The organism is Cellulosimicrobium sp. 22598, from assembly GCF_052044445.1.
In the GTDB taxonomy this organism is placed as follows: domain Bacteria; phylum Actinomycetota; class Actinomycetes; order Actinomycetales; family Cellulomonadaceae; genus Cellulosimicrobium; species Cellulosimicrobium cellulans_G.
The window spans coordinates 339,244-355,908 of the sequence record NZ_JBQEMZ010000002.1; the positions used below are offsets into that span (position 1 = coordinate 339,244).

7 protein-coding genes are annotated in these 16,665 nt (G+C 73.5%); 3 read left to right on the forward strand and 4 right to left on the reverse strand.

Annotated features, from left to right (window positions below; translation table 11 throughout):
- Window positions 1–51 precede the first annotated feature (51 nt).
- From ACTJIY_RS04005 to ACTJIY_RS04020, 4 genes are all read right to left on the reverse strand, one after another.
- Window positions 52–8,001: a DUF5979 domain-containing protein gene (locus ACTJIY_RS04005; RefSeq protein WP_440673262.1), complete on the reverse strand. Its 7,950-nt coding sequence runs from the start codon at window positions 7,999–8,001 to the stop codon at window positions 52–54.
- Window positions 8,002–8,207: 206 nt separating this feature from the next.
- Window positions 8,208–10,097, reverse strand: coding sequence for an alkyl/aryl-sulfatase (locus ACTJIY_RS04010; protein WP_440673261.1), 1,890 nt, complete (start codon window positions 10,095–10,097; stop codon window positions 8,208–8,210).
- 47 nt (window positions 10,098–10,144) lie between these two features.
- Window positions 10,145–11,605: a DUF1254 domain-containing protein gene (locus tag ACTJIY_RS04015; RefSeq protein WP_440673260.1), complete on the reverse strand. Its 1,461-nt coding sequence runs from the start codon at window positions 11,603–11,605 to the stop codon at window positions 10,145–10,147.
- Window positions 11,606–11,733: 128 nt separating this feature from the next.
- Window positions 11,734–12,816, reverse strand: coding sequence for a DUF389 domain-containing protein (locus ACTJIY_RS04020; RefSeq protein ID WP_440673259.1), 1,083 nt, complete (start codon window positions 12,814–12,816; stop codon window positions 11,734–11,736).
- Between the two features lie 219 nt (window positions 12,817–13,035).
- Between ACTJIY_RS04020 and ACTJIY_RS04025 the strand changes: the two genes are divergently transcribed.
- The 3 genes from ACTJIY_RS04025 to ACTJIY_RS04035 all read left to right on the forward strand — a co-directional run bounded on the left by ACTJIY_RS04025 (window position 13,036) and on the right by ACTJIY_RS04035 (window position 16,585).
- A complete protein-coding gene (locus ACTJIY_RS04025; protein WP_115941637.1) occupies window positions 13,036–13,731 on the forward strand; it encodes a hypothetical protein in 696 nt (231 codons plus the stop codon).
- Between the two features lie 170 nt (window positions 13,732–13,901).
- Window positions 13,902–15,914, forward strand: coding sequence for a sensor histidine kinase (locus tag ACTJIY_RS04030; RefSeq protein ID WP_440673258.1), 2,013 nt, complete (start codon window positions 13,902–13,904; stop codon window positions 15,912–15,914).
- Window positions 15,911–16,585 (forward strand): response regulator, encoded by a 675-nt coding sequence (locus ACTJIY_RS04035; RefSeq protein WP_440673257.1) that lies wholly within the window; start codon window positions 15,911–15,913, stop codon window positions 16,583–16,585. The genes ACTJIY_RS04030 and ACTJIY_RS04035 overlap by 4 nt, the downstream gene beginning before the upstream one ends.
- Window positions 16,586–16,665: the final 80 nt, after the last annotated feature.

A 16,665-nucleotide genomic window follows, 5' to 3' on the forward strand; every position in this document is an offset into this window, starting at 1 on the left:
CGCCCCTGGTCAGGTTCCGCAACCGCTGGCGCGGCCTGACCAGGGGGCGTGTCAGACGCGGCCCACGGTCCGGGTTCCGCGCCGCCGGGCGTCGGCCAGCAGCGCGCCGGTCCCCGTGAGCAGGATCGCGAGCACCGCGGCCGCGCCGACGCTCGCGCCGGTCGGCGGGAGGCTGCCCCCGCCGGTGGCACGGAACGCGTTGGTCACGGTCGCGTCGACCTCGGCGGCGTCGCCCGTCGGGACGGTGAACGCGTCCGACGTCGGCGTCGCGTCGTCGGGGTCGACCGTCACGTCGGTCCCCGCGACGGCGAGCGTCACGGCCTCGGCGTCGCCCGCGTCGGTCTCCGCGAGCGTGCACTCGGCCCCCTGGGGGACCAGCGCGTAGACGGCGGTCCAGTCGTCGTCGGCCGAGAGCGTGCGCTCGGCGCCGCCCGGGATCACGACGTCCGTCTCGACGCCGTCGACGTCCCACGTGCACGCGAGCGAGACGACGAACTCGTCGCCCCGGTGCTGTGACGCGCCCGGCCCGGCGAGGGCCTTGGTGACGACGACCTGGCCGACGTCGAACGTGTTCGTCACCATCACCTGGGCGGGGTCCGGACCGATGGTGGCGGCCCCGGGCTCGCCGCCCTCGACCGTCGCGGAGATCGTGGTCGAGGCGGCGCCGCCGCTCGCCGTCTCCGTGACGACGCACTCCGCGCCGACGGGCAGGCCGTCGTAGACGGCGACCTCGCCCCCGGAGATCGTGCGCTCGGCACCGCCGGGCACCTCGATGGCCTCACCCAGGAACGTGCAGGCCGCGCTCACGGTGAACGGCCCGGCACCGAACGCCTCGGCGCCGTCGCCGTCGACGACCTTGGTGACCTCGATCGACCCGGCGTCGTAGGTGTTGGTCACGGTGACCACCTGCGCGGGGCCGGGGAGCACGCGCTCCTCGACCTGGACCGGGTTCGGCTCGACCGTGACCGCCGTCGCCCCGCCGGTCTCGGTCTCGGTGACGGTGCACACCGCACCGACGGGGAGACCGAAGTAGACGCCCGGCAGGCCCGGCCCGAACGGCCGCACGGGGCCTCCCGGGACCGGGACCTCGGCGCCCTGGAACGTGCAGGAGACGGACGCCCGGTACGGGATGCCCTCGAGCGGGAACTGCGCGTAGAAGTCCTCGAGCTGCGCGATGAGGGCGGCGAGCTCCTCGGGCGTGACCGGCTCGTCGGGCAGCTCGGGCAGCGGCGGGATGTCCGGCATCGACGGCGCGAAGCCCGCGGCGTCGCCGTCCACGACCTTCTCCACGAGGAGCGGGGCGGTGTCGAACACGTTGGTCACCGTGACGGTCGTGGTGGTCGGTGACCCGTCCTCGGCGGCAGGCGGCACGACGACGTCCACGGACGTGCCGTCCACGGGCTCGCCGCCGTCCACGCTCATCGTCACGTGGGTGGCACCGAAGTCGTCCGTCTCGGTGAGCACGCACTCGGACCCGACGGGCAGGTCCTCGTACACGGCCGGCTGGCCGGGCACGAAGGTCCGCGCGGCACCGCCGGGGACGACGATGGTGACGGGATCGCCCTCCGAGTCCACCCCGTAGGTGCAGGCCAGCGTGACCTCGAACGGCCCGGGCCCGTAGAGCGCCCCGAGCCCGTCGAGCTCCTTGTCCACCTGGACGGTCCCGAGGTCGAACGTGTTGGTGATGACGACGTTCGCGACGTCACCGCTGCCGACCGTGACCGTGTCGGGGACGACGACGGAGCCGGTGGCCCCACCGTCGTCGATCTCCTCGATCGCGCACACGGCACCCGTCGGCAGGTTCGCGATCTGTGCGGTGAGCGGGCCGGCGCCACCGAGCACGACCTGGCTGTCGTAGACGGTGCGCGGCGCGAGCGGGCCGTCACCGTCGTCGTCGTACGTGCAGACGACGGTGACGGTGAACGGTCCGCTCCCGTACGCGGGGCCGCCGGCGCCCTCGACGACCTTCTGCAGCCCGATCGCCCCGACGTCGTACGTGTTGGTCAGCGTGACGTCGTTCGTGCTCTGCCCGAGCACGTCGGGGGTGAGCGTGACGTCCGTCGCCGGGCCGTCGGTCGTCACGGGGTGTCCCGGCAGGCCCTGGTCGACGGTGATCGTCACCGACGACGCGTTGCCCGTGCCCGACTCGGTGACGGTGCAGACCGAGCCGACGGGCAGGTCCGTGAGCTCGATCGTCTGGCCGTCCTCGATCGGGAGGCCGGTCATCGGGTTCTCGGCGTCGTAGCCCTCGGCGTAGACGTCCTCGCCGAGGAACGTGCACGCGACGTCGACCGCGAACGGGCCGAACGGCACCGGGTTCCCTTCCTGGTCCACCGCGTCGGTGACGACCTCCTTGGAGATCTCGATGCTCGACAGGTCGTACCGGTTGGTCGCCGTGATCGTCGTCGGGTTCTCGGGGTCCTCGCTGTCGATCGTCACCGTGTCCACGATCAGCTCGGTCTGCCCGTTCGTCCCGTCCTCCGTGATGGTGCACTCGGCCCCGTACGGCAGGTTGGGCACGACGGTCGGGGTTCCCGGCACGACCGTGACGGGGATGGGATCGAGCACCGTCTCCACCCAGCTCCCGACCGCCGACGTGCACTGCACGTTCAGCACGAACGAGTCGGGCGCGTTCTCGGCGCCCTCGCCCGTGACGACCTTGTTCACCGCGAGCGGGCCCGACGCCGTCGCGACGCCGACCTTGGTGCCCTCGGTGGGCAGCATGTTGAACTCCGTCCCGTTCTGGGCGATCCCGACGCCGGACGCGCCGGCGGAGTTCCACGCGATCGACCGGTCCCCGGCCTCGGGGGCCTCGGGCGGCGTGGTCGTCGTCCCCTCGACGGCGAGGAACTGCCCGGGTCGGAAGAGGTTGTCGGGGTCCATCTCGACCACGGCCTTGATCGCCGTGATCTGCGCGTACGTGTCCTCGCTCGTGTCCGCGGTGAGCTCGACCCAGCCGGTCGTCGGGTCGTCCGTCGGGCAGAGCGGCTCGTTCAGCGGGTCGTCGATGTCGTCCATGCAGTAGTCGTCGACGGTCGTGTAGTAGAACGTCGTCGTGCTGCCCGCCGGCGCGTTGACCACCGAGGGCGGCGACTCCTTGGTGAGCAGCGGGGACCACGCGGAGTCGCGCGGCTCGCTGGTGGCGTAGGAGCCGGTGTCGCCCGGTGTGGGCAGCCGGTCGTAGACCACGACCTTGTCGAGCGGCAGGTTGCCGACGTTGTTCACGCGGATGTGCCAGGTCTCGTCGTGCCCGGGCACGATGACGGGCGTGCAGGGGTACGCGTAGAAGCCCGACGCGTCGGGCGTGCACGCGTAGGCCGGGTCGGCGTAGGCCGGATCGACCATGACGTCGAGCTGGTCGTCGTCCGTCGCCTTGACGAGCTTCGACTGCGCGATCGCCGCGCCCGGGATCGTGGTCACGTCGGAGTCGGCCTCGCACGCGCCGTTCTCCTCGTTCAGCCGGGTCACGCACTCGTCCCACGGGCGGTCACCGGTCACGCCGGCGGTGTTGTGGACCACCGCGCCGGCGTCGAGCGTGACGCGGAACTGCACGAGCACGGTGATCGTGTACGTCTGGTCGACCTCGAGCACGGTGCCCTCGGGGAACGTGAAGGTCAGCCCCGCGAGGTTGCCCTCCTGGTCGACCGTCACCTCGCCGGGGTCCGTCGGCATGGCCGGGCCCGACGGGTCGTCCGGCGTCCTCGCCCCGTCCTCCAGCGCGTAGGAGAAGTTCTCGGGGACGCCGTCGGCGAGCCGGAGCTGCGGCCCGTCGGGGTCGCTCGGCATCGGGTCGTCGACGATGACCGGGTCGACGATCGCTCGGTCGCCGGTGTTGGTCACCGCGATGTGCATCGGCACGACCGCGTCGGGTGCCTCGGTGCCGCCTGTCACCGTCCCGTCGAAGTCCTTGACGATCCGGACACCGTTCGTCGCGTGCTGGTAGAGCATCGACGCCTCGGCGTCGTCCTCCGCGCTCACCGGCCCGGTGGTTCCGGTCTCGGGGTCGACGACGAGGTCGGCCCCGGTCACCGTGCCCTGCACGTCGTTGCTCGCCACGCCCGGGGACGCCTCACCGGGCGCCGGCGCGTTGGCTGCGAGGTCGGGCAGCACCGGGCCGCCCGTGCGCAGGTCGTCGCGACGCAGGATCTGGATCGGGATCGGCTGCGTCGGCGTCGCGGGGTTCTCCCAGATCGCGCCGTCGGCCCGCGTGAACGTGAACCGCAGGCCCTGCACGTCCTCGGGGTCGACGCCCTCGGGCAAGGCGAACGTGCCGGACGGCTCGCCGAGCTCCCAGCCGCCGCCGGTGACCGTGACGCCGCCCGCGTCGCCCGTGAAGGTACCCCCCGTGAAGGCGTCCACCTGGACCTGGTCGATCGGCGTCACGAGAGCGGCGCTCGGGTCGAACCCGACGAAGTCGTACTGGTTCCAGAACCGCGGCTCGTCGTCGGTCAGCACCATCTCCACCGCGCGGGACGGGCCGAGCGGCTGCCCGGTGAGCGTCATGACGACCGGCGTCTCCGACTGGTTCGCACCGTGGAACGGCTCGACCACGGCGGCCGGGCTGAACGACTTCTCCACGGCGAGCTCGATGGACGCCGTCTGGAGGAGCATGTCGGCGTCGTCGTTGGCGAGCCGGACGTCCCCGCCGGTGCCGCCGGGGTCGGTGATGGTCGCGGCGGACCCGTTGGGCACCGGGTTCTCGTCCACGACGATCACGCCGTCGTCGCCGTAGATCGCCTCGCCGGTGTACCGGTCGGTCTCGCGGAGCTGGAGCGTGAGCGCCATGGACCCGGACGCGCCGGGCAGGACCAGCCCGTCGTACGCGACCTCGATGCCCACGACGATGAGGAGCTCCGACGCCGGGAGCGCCTCGGCCTGCGCCTCCGTGAAGGTGGCCGTCCCGCCGGTCGCGTCCGTCAGGGTCACGGTCGTCGACGTCGCGCCCGCTGGTGGGGTGAGGTCGATGTCCGTGAGGGTGAAGGTGTCGAAGGGGTGCGTGCCCTCGGCGGTCTGCACCTCGCCCGAGCCCTGGTCCGCGGGGTCGACGAGCCGGAGCTGGTCCACCTTCGCCGCGGACGCGTTGGTGCCGGTGACGGTCACGGTGGTGGTCGGGTAGAACTCGGCCGGAGTGGCGGGCGGCGGCACGGAGATCGGGCCGCCGGTCCAGTCCTTCGTCACCGTGACGTTCAGCGGCTGGTCGATGATGAGGACGTCGTCGAAGTCGGCGTCCGTGTACTCGTCGCCGTCGAACGTGGCCGTGCCCTCCGCGGTGTCCCGCACCATCCCCGGGTCGTCGGGCAGGTTGTAGATCGTGCCGTGCGTCGAGCCGAGCACGGGGCTGTCGTCGCTGCGCCGGTAGTCGCGCGTCTGGAACGTGAGGTTCAGGTGGCGGCCGTCGGCCTGCGTGGACCGCGCGACGCCGTCGCCCGCGGCGGGTGCCGTCGGGTCGGCCGGGGTCGCGCTGCGCGAGGGGGACTCGGTGTAGGTCAGGCGTACGGACGTCGCCGACTCCTGCTCGTCGGCCGTCAGCGTGTAGCCGGGGAAGGTCCCGTCGCACGCCTCGGGGCACGGGTCGCCCGATGCCGGGACCCACGCGCCGTCGATGAAGAGCTCGACGCTCTCGATCTGGTCGTACCGGAGCAGCGGGTCCAGGGCACCGTCGATCGGGTCGACGCTGACGAGGTCGAACGCGTCGTAGAACGAGTCGGCGATCGGCGTCGACTCCGGGTTCTGGATGTCCGAGATCACCAGGGGGTCGACGCCGGTGAAGCCACCGGTCGACCACGTGATCTGCGCCGTCACCTCGTCGTCGGAACGGGCGAGCACCGACGGCGGGTCGCCGCCCAGGAAGTCCTTCGCGAGGAAGTCGCCGGGGCCGTTGCCGTCCACGGGGTACGGGTCCACGGTGTCGCAGCCCGCGGCGAGCGGGGTCTCGTCCACGGTGCCCGACGACGCGCTCGACGCGCCGCAGTTCTCGACCGGGTCGTCGAGGCCCTCCGGGCCCGTGAACTCGGCGGCGAAGTTCGGCTGGAACTGCGTCCCCGGCGGGAACCCGTCGCCCGTCGAGTCGTAGACGAACTGCACGCCCTGCGCGCCGTCGGGGAGGTCACAGCTCACCGTGTCCGGGCCGGTGTAAGGCCCGCATCCGGGGGCGGGCTCCCACGAGTCTCCGTCCCAGTAGTTCACGGTCAGCGTGGAGCCGGCCGGCACGTCCGTGGAGCGCACGGCGGTCGCCGTGAAGTGGTCCCAGAAGGCGTCCGGGTTCGTCGGGTCGGTCGGATCCTGGACCACGACCTGGTCCGCGTTCGTCGTCGACCCCTCGGGGCCGAAGGGCAGAAGCTGCGTCGGGAGCTGGACGATGACGCCCTGGCCCGGCACGGCCGGGATCGTCGACGGGGAGATGTTCTTGGTGGTCTGCGTCGCGAGCCGGTCGACGAGGGTCAGCAGTGACGCGTCCGCGGTCGCCGGGTCCGCGCTCGGGACGTCGGCCTGCACCTGGTTCGGGTGCGTGACGTCGTCCGCCTCCTGGTCCGGGTCCGTGTCGGCCGTGAAGGGCACGGTCGCCGTGGCCCCGGTGACGATGTTCCCGGTGTACTCGATGCTGAACCCGACGACCTCGCACCCGTCCGGCGGGTCCGGCAGCGTGTTCGGCGCGGTCGCGGGGACCGGGTCCGTCGTCGTGCCGTCGGCGCACGTGAACGTCACGGAGGCGGCGTCGGCGTTCGCGGGCCACTGCACCCCGGCGCCCGCGCCGTCGGTGCCCCACCCGGTGAACGTGATCGGGTCGTCGCCCTCGAACGGGCTCGGGGTCCCGGGCGCGGGCTCGGTGACGGTCAGCGAGGTCACGGGGGTGCCCGTGTTGGTCGCGCCGAGCGTCACCGTCGTCGGGTCGCCGGCGCTCACGGTCGCGGGGTCGAAGCTCTTCGACGCCGTCACCGAGTTGTTCGGGGGCGTGACGACGTACGTGTCGCTCGCCGTCGTCGGGTCGGACTGGCCCTCGGGGTGGGTCACGAACGACGACGTGTCGTTGGTGATCGTGGTGGGGTCGGTGAGGTCCTCGACGGCGGCGCTCTGCTGGACGTTGACCGGGATGCTCGCCGTGGCGCCCGGCTGGATGTCACCGCTGAACGTGTACCGCACGCCCTGGACCGTCGCCGGGTCCACGCCGTCGTCGAGCGGCTCCCACGAGTCGCCGTCCCAGTACTCCTCGGTGACCTCCGTGGCGTTCGGGGGCATCGTGACGTCGCCCGTGCTCACGTACTCGAGGTAGGTGAAGGGGTTGGGCGTCGCGGTCGGGTCGACGGGGTCCTGGACGACCAGGGTGTCGACCGGGTCGTTCGACTCGTTCGTCGACCCGATCGTCATCGTCGCGGGGGTGCCGGGCGCGGCGAGCGCCCCCTCCGGCTCGATCGTCTTCGTCGTCGTGGAGCCGAGGACGAGCGGGACCACGGGCGTGATGTCGTCGCTGGCCTCTCGCTGCGTGGCGTTGTCCGAGACGACGGTCGCCGTGTTGGTGATCGGCACGCCGTTCGCGGCGTACGGGATGTCCTGCGAGACCTGGCCGGTGACGAGGATCTGCACCTGGCCGCCGTTGGGCACGCTGTCGGCGGTGTACGTCACCGTGTCGGCGTCCGTGTCGGCGACGAGGTTCGCGTTCGTCGCACCGCCCCCGCTCTGGATCGAGGCGCTGACCAGCTCGACGCCGTCAGGGAGCGGGTCCGTCAGGGTCGTCGGGACGCAGGGCGCCGCGTTCGGGTCGGAGCACGAGACCGTGACGACCCACTGCACCTGGTCGCCCGGCCCGTACGGCCCGGTGCTGAGCTCGGTCTTCTGGATGCCCCACGTCGCGGCCGCCGCCGGCACGGTCGGCACGAGCACGAGCGGCAGCGCGAGGAGGAGCGACCCCAGGGTCGCCCACGTGCGCCGCAGGCGCCTCGCCCGCCGCTCGGCGCGCGCCCACCCGCCTCGCGTGGTGCTGCTCGTCGCCCGCCCGTTCGCCATGTCGTCGCCCCTCCGGTCACGCTGCGCCCACGGCACGCCCGGGCGTGCTCGTCGACGTCGTAGTCGTCACGACCTTGACACACGACCCCCACTTCGTCGCGGCGAACGGGACGGCCGTCCAGGTTCCGCACGACGACGCCCGCGCCGCCCGCCGCGAGGGCGGGGACGGCGCGGGCGTCGGGTACGGATCAGGGTCAGGGTCAGGGTCAGGGGGTGACGATCGCGAAGTCCGGGTCGCCCGGATCGAGGACGGAGACCAGGCGCGCGAGCACGCCCGCGTCGCCGGTCACCTCGATGCCCGCCGCAGCGAGCGCCTCCGGGGTGGCGGCCCCCGTCGCCAGCGCAGGGAGCGCGCGGCTCGTGGCCGTGAGCACCGCGTCGGCGTCGCCCTTCTGGGGTGCGGCGGAGTACGTGAGCGCGCCGTTGGACAGGCGCAGCCGGTACCGGTCGCCCGAGTCGGTCAGCACGACGTCGATCGACAGGTTCTCGTCCCACGCGCGCGGGCCGTCGACCTGGATCGCGAGGGCGTCGAAGAGCATCGCCGGGGTGAGCTGGCGGATCAGGTCGCTCGAGGCCGACGTCAGCGGGGTCCCGAACCCTCCGGAGCGCAGCTCCGTCGTCCCCGACAGGAAGAAGTTGCGCCACGTCCCGTTCTCGGACCCGTAGCCGAGCTGCTCGAGCGCGTCCGCGAGCAGCTCGCGGGCGCCCGCGTGGTCGGGCTGGGCGAAGACGACGTGGCTCGTCACCTCGGCCACCCACCGGTAGTCGCCCTGCTCGAACGCGGACCGCGCCTTCTCGACGACGGCGTCCGCCCCACCGCCCAGCTCCACGTAGCGCTTGCCCTGCTCGACGGGGGTGTGCTGCCACAGGTGGGCGGGGTTGCCGTCGAACCAGCCCATGTAGCGCTGGTAGATCGCCTTGACGTTGTGGCTCACGGAGCCGTAGTAGCCGTGCGTGCTCCACGAGTTCTCGAGCGCCGGGGGCAGCGTCATCTGCTCCGCGATCTCCGACCCGACGTAGCCCTTGTTGAGGAGGCGGAGCGTCTGGTCGTGCAGGTAGGCGTAGAGGTCGCGCTGGATCGTCAGGTAGTCGACGATCCGCTGGGTGCCCCACGTGGGCCAGTGGTGGGAGGCGAACACGGCCTCGACCTCGCCGCCGAACAGGTCGACGGTCTCGGTGAGGTACTGCGCCCACCCGTGCGGGTCGCGGACGACCGCACCACGCAGCGTGAGCAGGTTGTGCAGCGTGTGCGTCGCGTCCTCCGCGGTGCACAGCGCCTTGTGGTCCGGGAAGTACACGAGCATCTCGGACGGCGCCTCGGTGTCCGGCGCCATCTGGAACACCATCCGGACCCCGTCGACGACCTCCTCCTGCCCCGTCGTGGTGATGTCGACCGTCGGGGGGATCAGCGTCACCTCGCCCGTCGAGGTCGACTGGCCCAGGCCGGCACTGACCTGGCCCTGCGGGCCGCGGGCCAGCGCGGCGCCGTACATGTACGCGGATCGCCGGGCCATCGCGACGCCGGCGTAGACGTTCTCCACGATCGAGTGCTCGAGGAAGCCCTCGGGCGCGAGGACCGGTACCCGGCCGGCGTCGACGTCCTCCTGCGTCGTGACGCCCTTGACCCCGCCGAAGTGGTCGACGTGCGAGTGCGTGTAGATGACGCCCGTCACCGGTCGGTCGCCGCGGTGCTCGCGGTACAGCGCGATCGCCGCTGCCGCCGTCTCCTTGGTGAGCAGCGGGTCCAGCACGATGACGCCGGTCTCGCCCTCGATGAACGTCACGTTCGAGAGGTCGAACCCGCGCACCTGGTAGATGCCGGGCACGACCTCGTACAGACCGCTCGCCGCCGTGAGCTGCGCCTGCCGCCACAGGCTCGGGTTCACCGTGTCAGGGGCGTCACCCTGGAGGAACCCGTAGGTCGCGATGTCCCACACGACGTTGCCGTCGGCGTCCGTGATCGCGCTCGGCTCACGACGAGCCACGAGGCCACGGGCGACGTCGTCGAAGTCCTGGGTGTCCGAGAAGGGGAGGGACCGGAGGAGGGCGGAGTTCTGCGCGACGATCGCAGGCGTCGCTGGCTTCGGAGTCGACATGGTTCGGAGCATGTCAGCGGCGTCTCGGGACCGCATCCGGAGGCCGGTCAGCCCTCGACGTGGACGAAGTCGCCGGGCTTGTACTCGCGGTCGAAGAACGGCTGGGTCGGGCCGTAGAGCCGGAACAGGCTGAACCAGCCCCGCCCCGGGACGGTCCTCAGCCAGTTCGCCGGACCCGCGGGGCGCTCGGGGCCGACGTGGAAGGTGACCGAGCCGTCGTCGTTGCGGACCAGGTCGTCCATGGAGTTCAGCGACGGGAACTCCTGGCCCTCGGCGTCGACCCCGGCCGCGGTGTCCGCGTCGTACAGCGTGACGGACCAGAAGAGGCTCGCGGGCGGGTCGGCCGGCATGTCCAGCCGGTACGTCGCCTCGCCGCGCAGGTAGCGTCCCTCGCTGTCCTTGTAGGCGTTGCCGTACTTGGCGCCCATCCCGACGACGGACGACATCATGCCCGTGCTGATCGAGTAGTGGTTGACGTACATGTGCGCCTTGGCGTCGGTGTGCGTGTGCCCGGTCGTCCGCCAGCGCCACTCCTCGTCGAGGAGGGTGTGCATGAAGTCGTCCTGCTCCGTCAGCACGTGCGCGACCCAGCGGCGGTCCTCCCACCAGAGCGCACGGTCCTGCTCGTCGAAGTTCGCCGCGACGTTCTTCGCCATCTTCCGGCCGGTCACCGCGGCGGCCTCCAGCAGCGCACGCTGCCTCTCGGTGGGCCGGAAGTCGCCACCCTTGACGATCCCGAGCGCCGCGAGCATGCCGTGCATGTACGGGTCGACGGCGTCGACGCGGTCGGACTGGACGAACTCGTCGAGCATGTCGAAGTACGCGGCGCCGCGGGGGAACAACGCGTCGGCCGGACGGTCGGAGACGTGCTCGAAGCGCATGGGCAGCGCCTCCCCGTGCAGGGGGCGGACGGTGATCCCCTCCACCGCGGCGACACCGGGGGCGAGGTCGTCGTTCGAGCGGAAGAAGCCGCGGACGAAGAGGAAGACGCCGTCGGTGCCGCTCGTGTAGACGAAGTACTCGTCGTGGTCGACCTCGCCCTCGTACCCCTCGGGGACCACGAGGTAGCGGCCCCCCTCGCCACGGTCCGGTCCGGGAAGGCCGATGTCGCCCAGGAACGTCCGGCCGTCGAGCGTCGGGCCCGTCAGCGGGCGGTGCCAGAAGTCGTCCAGGAGCGCCTGGAGGTGCGGGGGCGCCTCGATGACGAGCGGACCGGTCTCCGCCAGGTTCGCGAACGCGAGCCCGTAGATCACGTCCGAGTTCGGCGTCGTGATGACCGTCCGCGGCTTGAGCCGCTTCTCCCCGACCGACATCACGTTGTACCCGGTGCCGGCGACCTTGCCGAGCCCGACCTTCATCGCGTACATGTTCACCGCGGGCAGCGACCACAGGTACACCTGTGTGGCGCGCTGGAAGAAGAGCTCGTCGTCGAGCGCCCGCCGCGCGTCGGGCGACGGGTAGCCCCCCTCGAACGACACCCCGGCGATCTGGTCGTACCGATCGGACATGCGACGGCCCCTCTCGCGGCACCGGTGACCGGACGGCGGGTGCCACCCCGACGACGCCCATGACGTCAGGGCCACCGTAGGAGGGGTGGGCGTGCTCTGCGCGCCGAGCCTGCTGGAGTGCTCGACCGTCACCCCTCGGGGGCCACGCGCTCCCCGACGGTGTGGACGACGACGACCTGCGGGTCCCACGGGACGAGCTCGTCCACCTGCGCCTGGAGCGTCGCGACGTCGGGCAGGTCCCCCGGGCTGCGCACCTCGACGACGAGGTCCTGACCCTCCCACCGCACGGTGTCGACGGACGCGTCGTCCGTCCCGGACAGCCAGTCCTCCGCGGCGGCGCGCGTCTGGCCGAGCCAGAGGTCCGCGAGCGCCGCCTGCACGGTGTTCGCCACCATGGGGACGGCGACGACGAGGACCGCGACGAGCGCGACGACGGTGGCGACCCGGCGCCGTGGGGCTGGTGCGCCCTGCCGCGCGGCGCGCGCCTCCCGCAGGTAGCCGGCGCCGGAGAAGACGACGGTCGCGGCCACGACGAGCGCGACGGCGTTCGAGACGAAGAGCAGCAGCGCGCCCGCGGCGAGCGACGGCTGCCCCTCCCCCAGGCAGACCCCGACGACCCCGAGCGGAGGGACGAGGGAGATCGCGATGGCGATGCCGGGCAGCACGTCGCCGAGGTCGCGACGGGCGAGCGCGATCGCTCCCGCGAAGCCGGTCGCGAAGGCGGCTGCCAGGTCGCCCACGCCGGGCGACGTCCGGCCCGTCACCTGAGAGTTCGACAGGACGTCGGTGGTCGCGGGGAGCACCAGCGTCGCGACCATCCCGATCGCGACGACGAGGGCGAGGCCGCCGACGACGTACGCCACGGACCGCCCGATCGTGCCCGGCTCGCCGGCGACGACGCCCAGCCCGATCCCGAGGATCGGCGTCGACAGCGGGGCGATGATCATCGCGCCGATGACGGTCGCCGTGGAGTCGGTGACGACGCCCGCGACGGCGATCACGCCCGAGAGCACGAGCATGGCCCAGAACGCGGACCGCTTGGCCCGCACGTCGCCGACGTCGAGGTCGAGCCGGTCGGCGACGTCGACGAGCGGCCGCCGCTGCGCGGCGGGGACGAGCAGCCGGAGCACACGCCCCGGCGGAGCGGGAGCCGTCGTCGTGGTCGGGTCGGTGACCGCCCCGCGTCGGTCGCTGTCCGAGGGCACCGTCATCCCCGCCTCCCGCGCTCGGGCCGGTGACCGGCTCACCGGGCGACCCGACGCTACGGTCGCCTTCCGCAGGGTGCCACCGGAGCCGCCCGGATCCGCCCGGCTGGTCGGGACGCCTGCCCCTGGGGCCCGGGACGCCGCCCGGTCGACGCTGCGGGGACCGTCGCAGCACGTGGCGGGCCCCCGGCCGCGGGACAGGCGGCCCTGACGGAAGGTCGTCCCATGCAGGACAGCTCGCTCACCGCCCCGTCGCCGCTCGCCGGCGACCCGACCCGCCGCTCGCGCGGCACGACGCCCCGCGCGTGGGCCTGGACCGGCGTCGTCGCCGGGGTCCTGGGGCTCGTCTCGATCCAGTCCTCGATGGCGCTCGGCGTGAACTGGGAGGAGACCGCGGGCGACGCCGACGCGATCGTCGCCGACCTCGCGGGCCGCACCGGGACCCAGATCCTCTTCCACACCGCGACGATCGCGTGCGCGCTCCTCGTGCTCGTGTTCGCGGCGGGCCTCAAGCGGCGGCTCGACGCGCAGGCGCCCGCCGGGTCGCTCCTGCCGACCGTCGCGGGCTGGGGGCTCGTGCTCGTCTCGGTCGCGGGGCTGCTCGGCTCGGGCCTGGACACGCAGTTCCTCTTCGGCCTCGGCGACACCGCGCTCATCGTCCCCGAGTCGGGCGCGTTCTACAGCGACTGGGTCGCGACGATCCCGTGGCTGTGGGTCGGTGCCGGCGTCGCGGGCGTCGCGCTCGGCGTCGCCGCGCTGCGGCACGCGGCGGCACCGCGCTGGATCGGCGTCGTCGGGTTCGTGCTGGGCGGGATCGCGCTCCTCGCGGGCCTGTCGCCGCTGCAGTACATGGCGGGCTTCGTCGGGCCGATCTGGCTCCTCGTCACCGCGCTCGGCTTCGCCCTCGGGGACCGGCGCTGAGCGCGACCCGCGAGATCGGCAGCACGCGGCGAGATCGGCACGTCCGGTCGAGGTCGGCGGTCCGGACCGCCGACCTGGGCAGGGACCGCCGATCTCGTCGTCGGCCGCGGCCGGGTGATCTCCCGCCCGGGCCCTTCTCGCCGCGCGTGCCCCGGCCCTACCGTGGGCCCGTGGCCGACCCCGGGCCCGGCCGCGCCGGGATGCCCCGCACGGGCTGGACGATCGGCGTCCTCGCCTGGGTGCTCGGCGTGTCCGCGCTCGCGCTCCAGCTCACGTCCGGGGTGCCGCTGCTGCTGGGCGACCTGCTGTTCGTCGTCGTCGACGCGACCGTCGCCCTCGTGTACGGGACCGTCGCCGCCGTGATCCTCGTGCGGCGGCCGCACGTCGTCGGCTGGCTCGTCGCGCTCGCCGGGATCGGCGGCGGGGTCGCGGCCCTGGGCGGCGCGTGGCGCAGCTACGCCTCGACCCACCCCGGCCTGCCGCCGCTCACGCCGCTCGCGGACGCCTACGGGTGGGCCTGGGTCCCCGGGACGGTCGGGCTGTTCGTCCTCGTCCCGTGGTTCGTGCGGGGCGGCCGGCTCGGCGCGGGCGCGTGGTGCGGCGTCGCGGGCGGCATCGCGTCCATCGCCTTCTTCTTCCTCGCCCCCGCGGACGACCCGCGCCCGGCGATCGTCGGCGTCGTCGTCATGGGGCTCGTCACGGCCGCGGCGACGGCGTGGCGGTGGCGGCGCGGGCCGGTCGAGGAGCGCCGGGGCCTGGGGCTGCTCGCCCTCGGGACCGCGCTCATGGCGCTGTCGTTCCTCCCGCTGCTCGGGACCTGGGCGAGCGCCGACGTCATCCTCGCGCTCCCTCTCACGCACCTCGCGTGCCAGGCGCTGTTCCCCGCGGCCATCCTCGTGTGCGTGCTGCGCAACCGGCTGTGGGGCATCGACCTCGTGCTCTCACGAGCGACCGTCGCCGCGATGCTGGCCGTCGGCCTCGCGGTCGTCTACGCGGTCGTCGTCGTGCTCGCGACGACGGTCGTCGACGGCCCCGCCGCGCAGGTCGTCGCGGCGGTCGGGGTCGCGCTCGCGGTCCAGCCCCTGCACACGTGGCTGCGGCGCCGGGTCCGCACGCTCGTCTACGGCGAGGGCAACGACCCGGGTCGTGCCGCGCTGAGCGTCGGCCGCCACCTGTCGTCGGCGTCGACCGCCGACGACCTCGTCGTGAGCCTCGCGGTGGGCGTGCGCGAGGCGCTGCGCCTGGAGAGCGTGACGATCGAGCGCACGCCGGACCGCCCGACGGCGCCCGGCTCCCCGGAGGACCTTCCCGGCACCGCCTGGGTCGGGCCGACGTCGCGGCCGACCGGGCAGACGGCCTCGCTCCCCGTGGTGCACGGCGGTCGCGTGCTCGGCCGGGTCCACGTCGTCGCGCGGGCGGGCGAGCGGCTCGACGCCCGGACGCGCGACGCGCTGGACCAGCTCCTGCCCGTGCTCGGTGCGGGCCTCGCGCTCGCGCAGGGCGCGCGCGAACTCGAGGAGGCGCGCGACGCCACCACGCGCGCCCGCCTCGCCGAGCGGCGCGTCATCCGCCGGGAGCTGCACGACGGCGTCGGGCCCTGGCTCGTGGGCCTGCGCCTGGGGCTGCAGGGAGCACGGAACACGCTCGAGACGGACCCCGCCGCGGCAGCCGCCGTGCTCGACGCCCTCGGCACCGAGGTGGCCCAGCGCGTCGAGGACGTCCGCACCCTCTCGCGCAGCCTCCTGCCGCCGTCGCTCGACGAGCACGGGCTCGAGGTCGCGCTCGGCGAGCTCGCGGGCCGCCAGGCGCTCGCGGGGTTCGTCGTGGACGTGCGGTGCGACCCGTGCGACGGCCTCGACCCGCGGGTCGCCGCGGCCGCCTACGCGATCGCGAGCGAGAGCGTCGTGAACGCCGCGCGGCACTCCGGGGCCGACGAGTGCCGGCTGACCGTCCGGCTCGGCGACCGCTGCCTCCTCGTCACGTGCGAGGACGACGGGCGCGGGATCGCTCCCGGCGCGACCCGCGGCGTCGGATCGCGGTCGCTGCGCGAGCGCACGGACGAGCTCGGCGGGCGTCTCGACGTCACCGCCGTACGGCCCGACGGCGAGCGACCGGGCACGCGCGTGCGCGCCACCCTCCCGCTCGTCCCGACCGGGGCGCTCGCGCGCGAGGCCGCGTCGTGATCCGTGTGGCGGTCGTGGACGACCACCCCGTCTTCCGCCTCGGGATGGCGGCGCTGCTCGACTCGTTCGACGGCGTGCGCGTCGTCGGGCAGGCGGCGTCCGCCGCCGAGGCGCGCGCGCTGCTCGGCCTCGACCCGGGCGGCGACCCGCCCGAGACGGGGTCGAGCGCCGACGTCGTGCTCATGGACCTCGACCTCGGCGACGGCTCGGGCGTGGACGTGACGCGCGACCTCGTGCGGGCGCGCCCGGTCGCGCGCGTGCTCGTCGTCACGATGCACGAGGACGACGACGCCGTCGTCGCGGCCGTCCGCGCCGGGGCGCGCGGCTTCCTCGTCAAGTCCGCGAGCCCCGCCGAGGTCGAGCGCGCCGTCCACGCCGTGGCCGACGGCGCGATGATCCTCTCCCCCTCGGTCGCCGACCGGGCGATGGCGTACGTCGTGGGCGGACGTGCGGCGGCGCGCGTGCCGTTCCCGCAGCTCACCGACCGCGAGCGCGAGGTGCTCGACCTGGTCGCCGCGGGGCTCGACAACGCCTCCATCTCGCGCCGCCTGGTGCTCAGCCCCAAGACCGTCCGCAACCACGTCGCGAACGTGCTCGCCAAGCTCGCGGTCCGCGACCGCTCCGCCGCGATCGTCCGGGCCCGTGAGGAGGGCCTCGGCACCACGAGGTAGAGCCCTGGCCCCACGAGGTAGAGGCGTGGTCCCCCGAAGTAGAGGCGTGGTCCCCCGAGGTAGAGGCGCGGTCGCGCGCC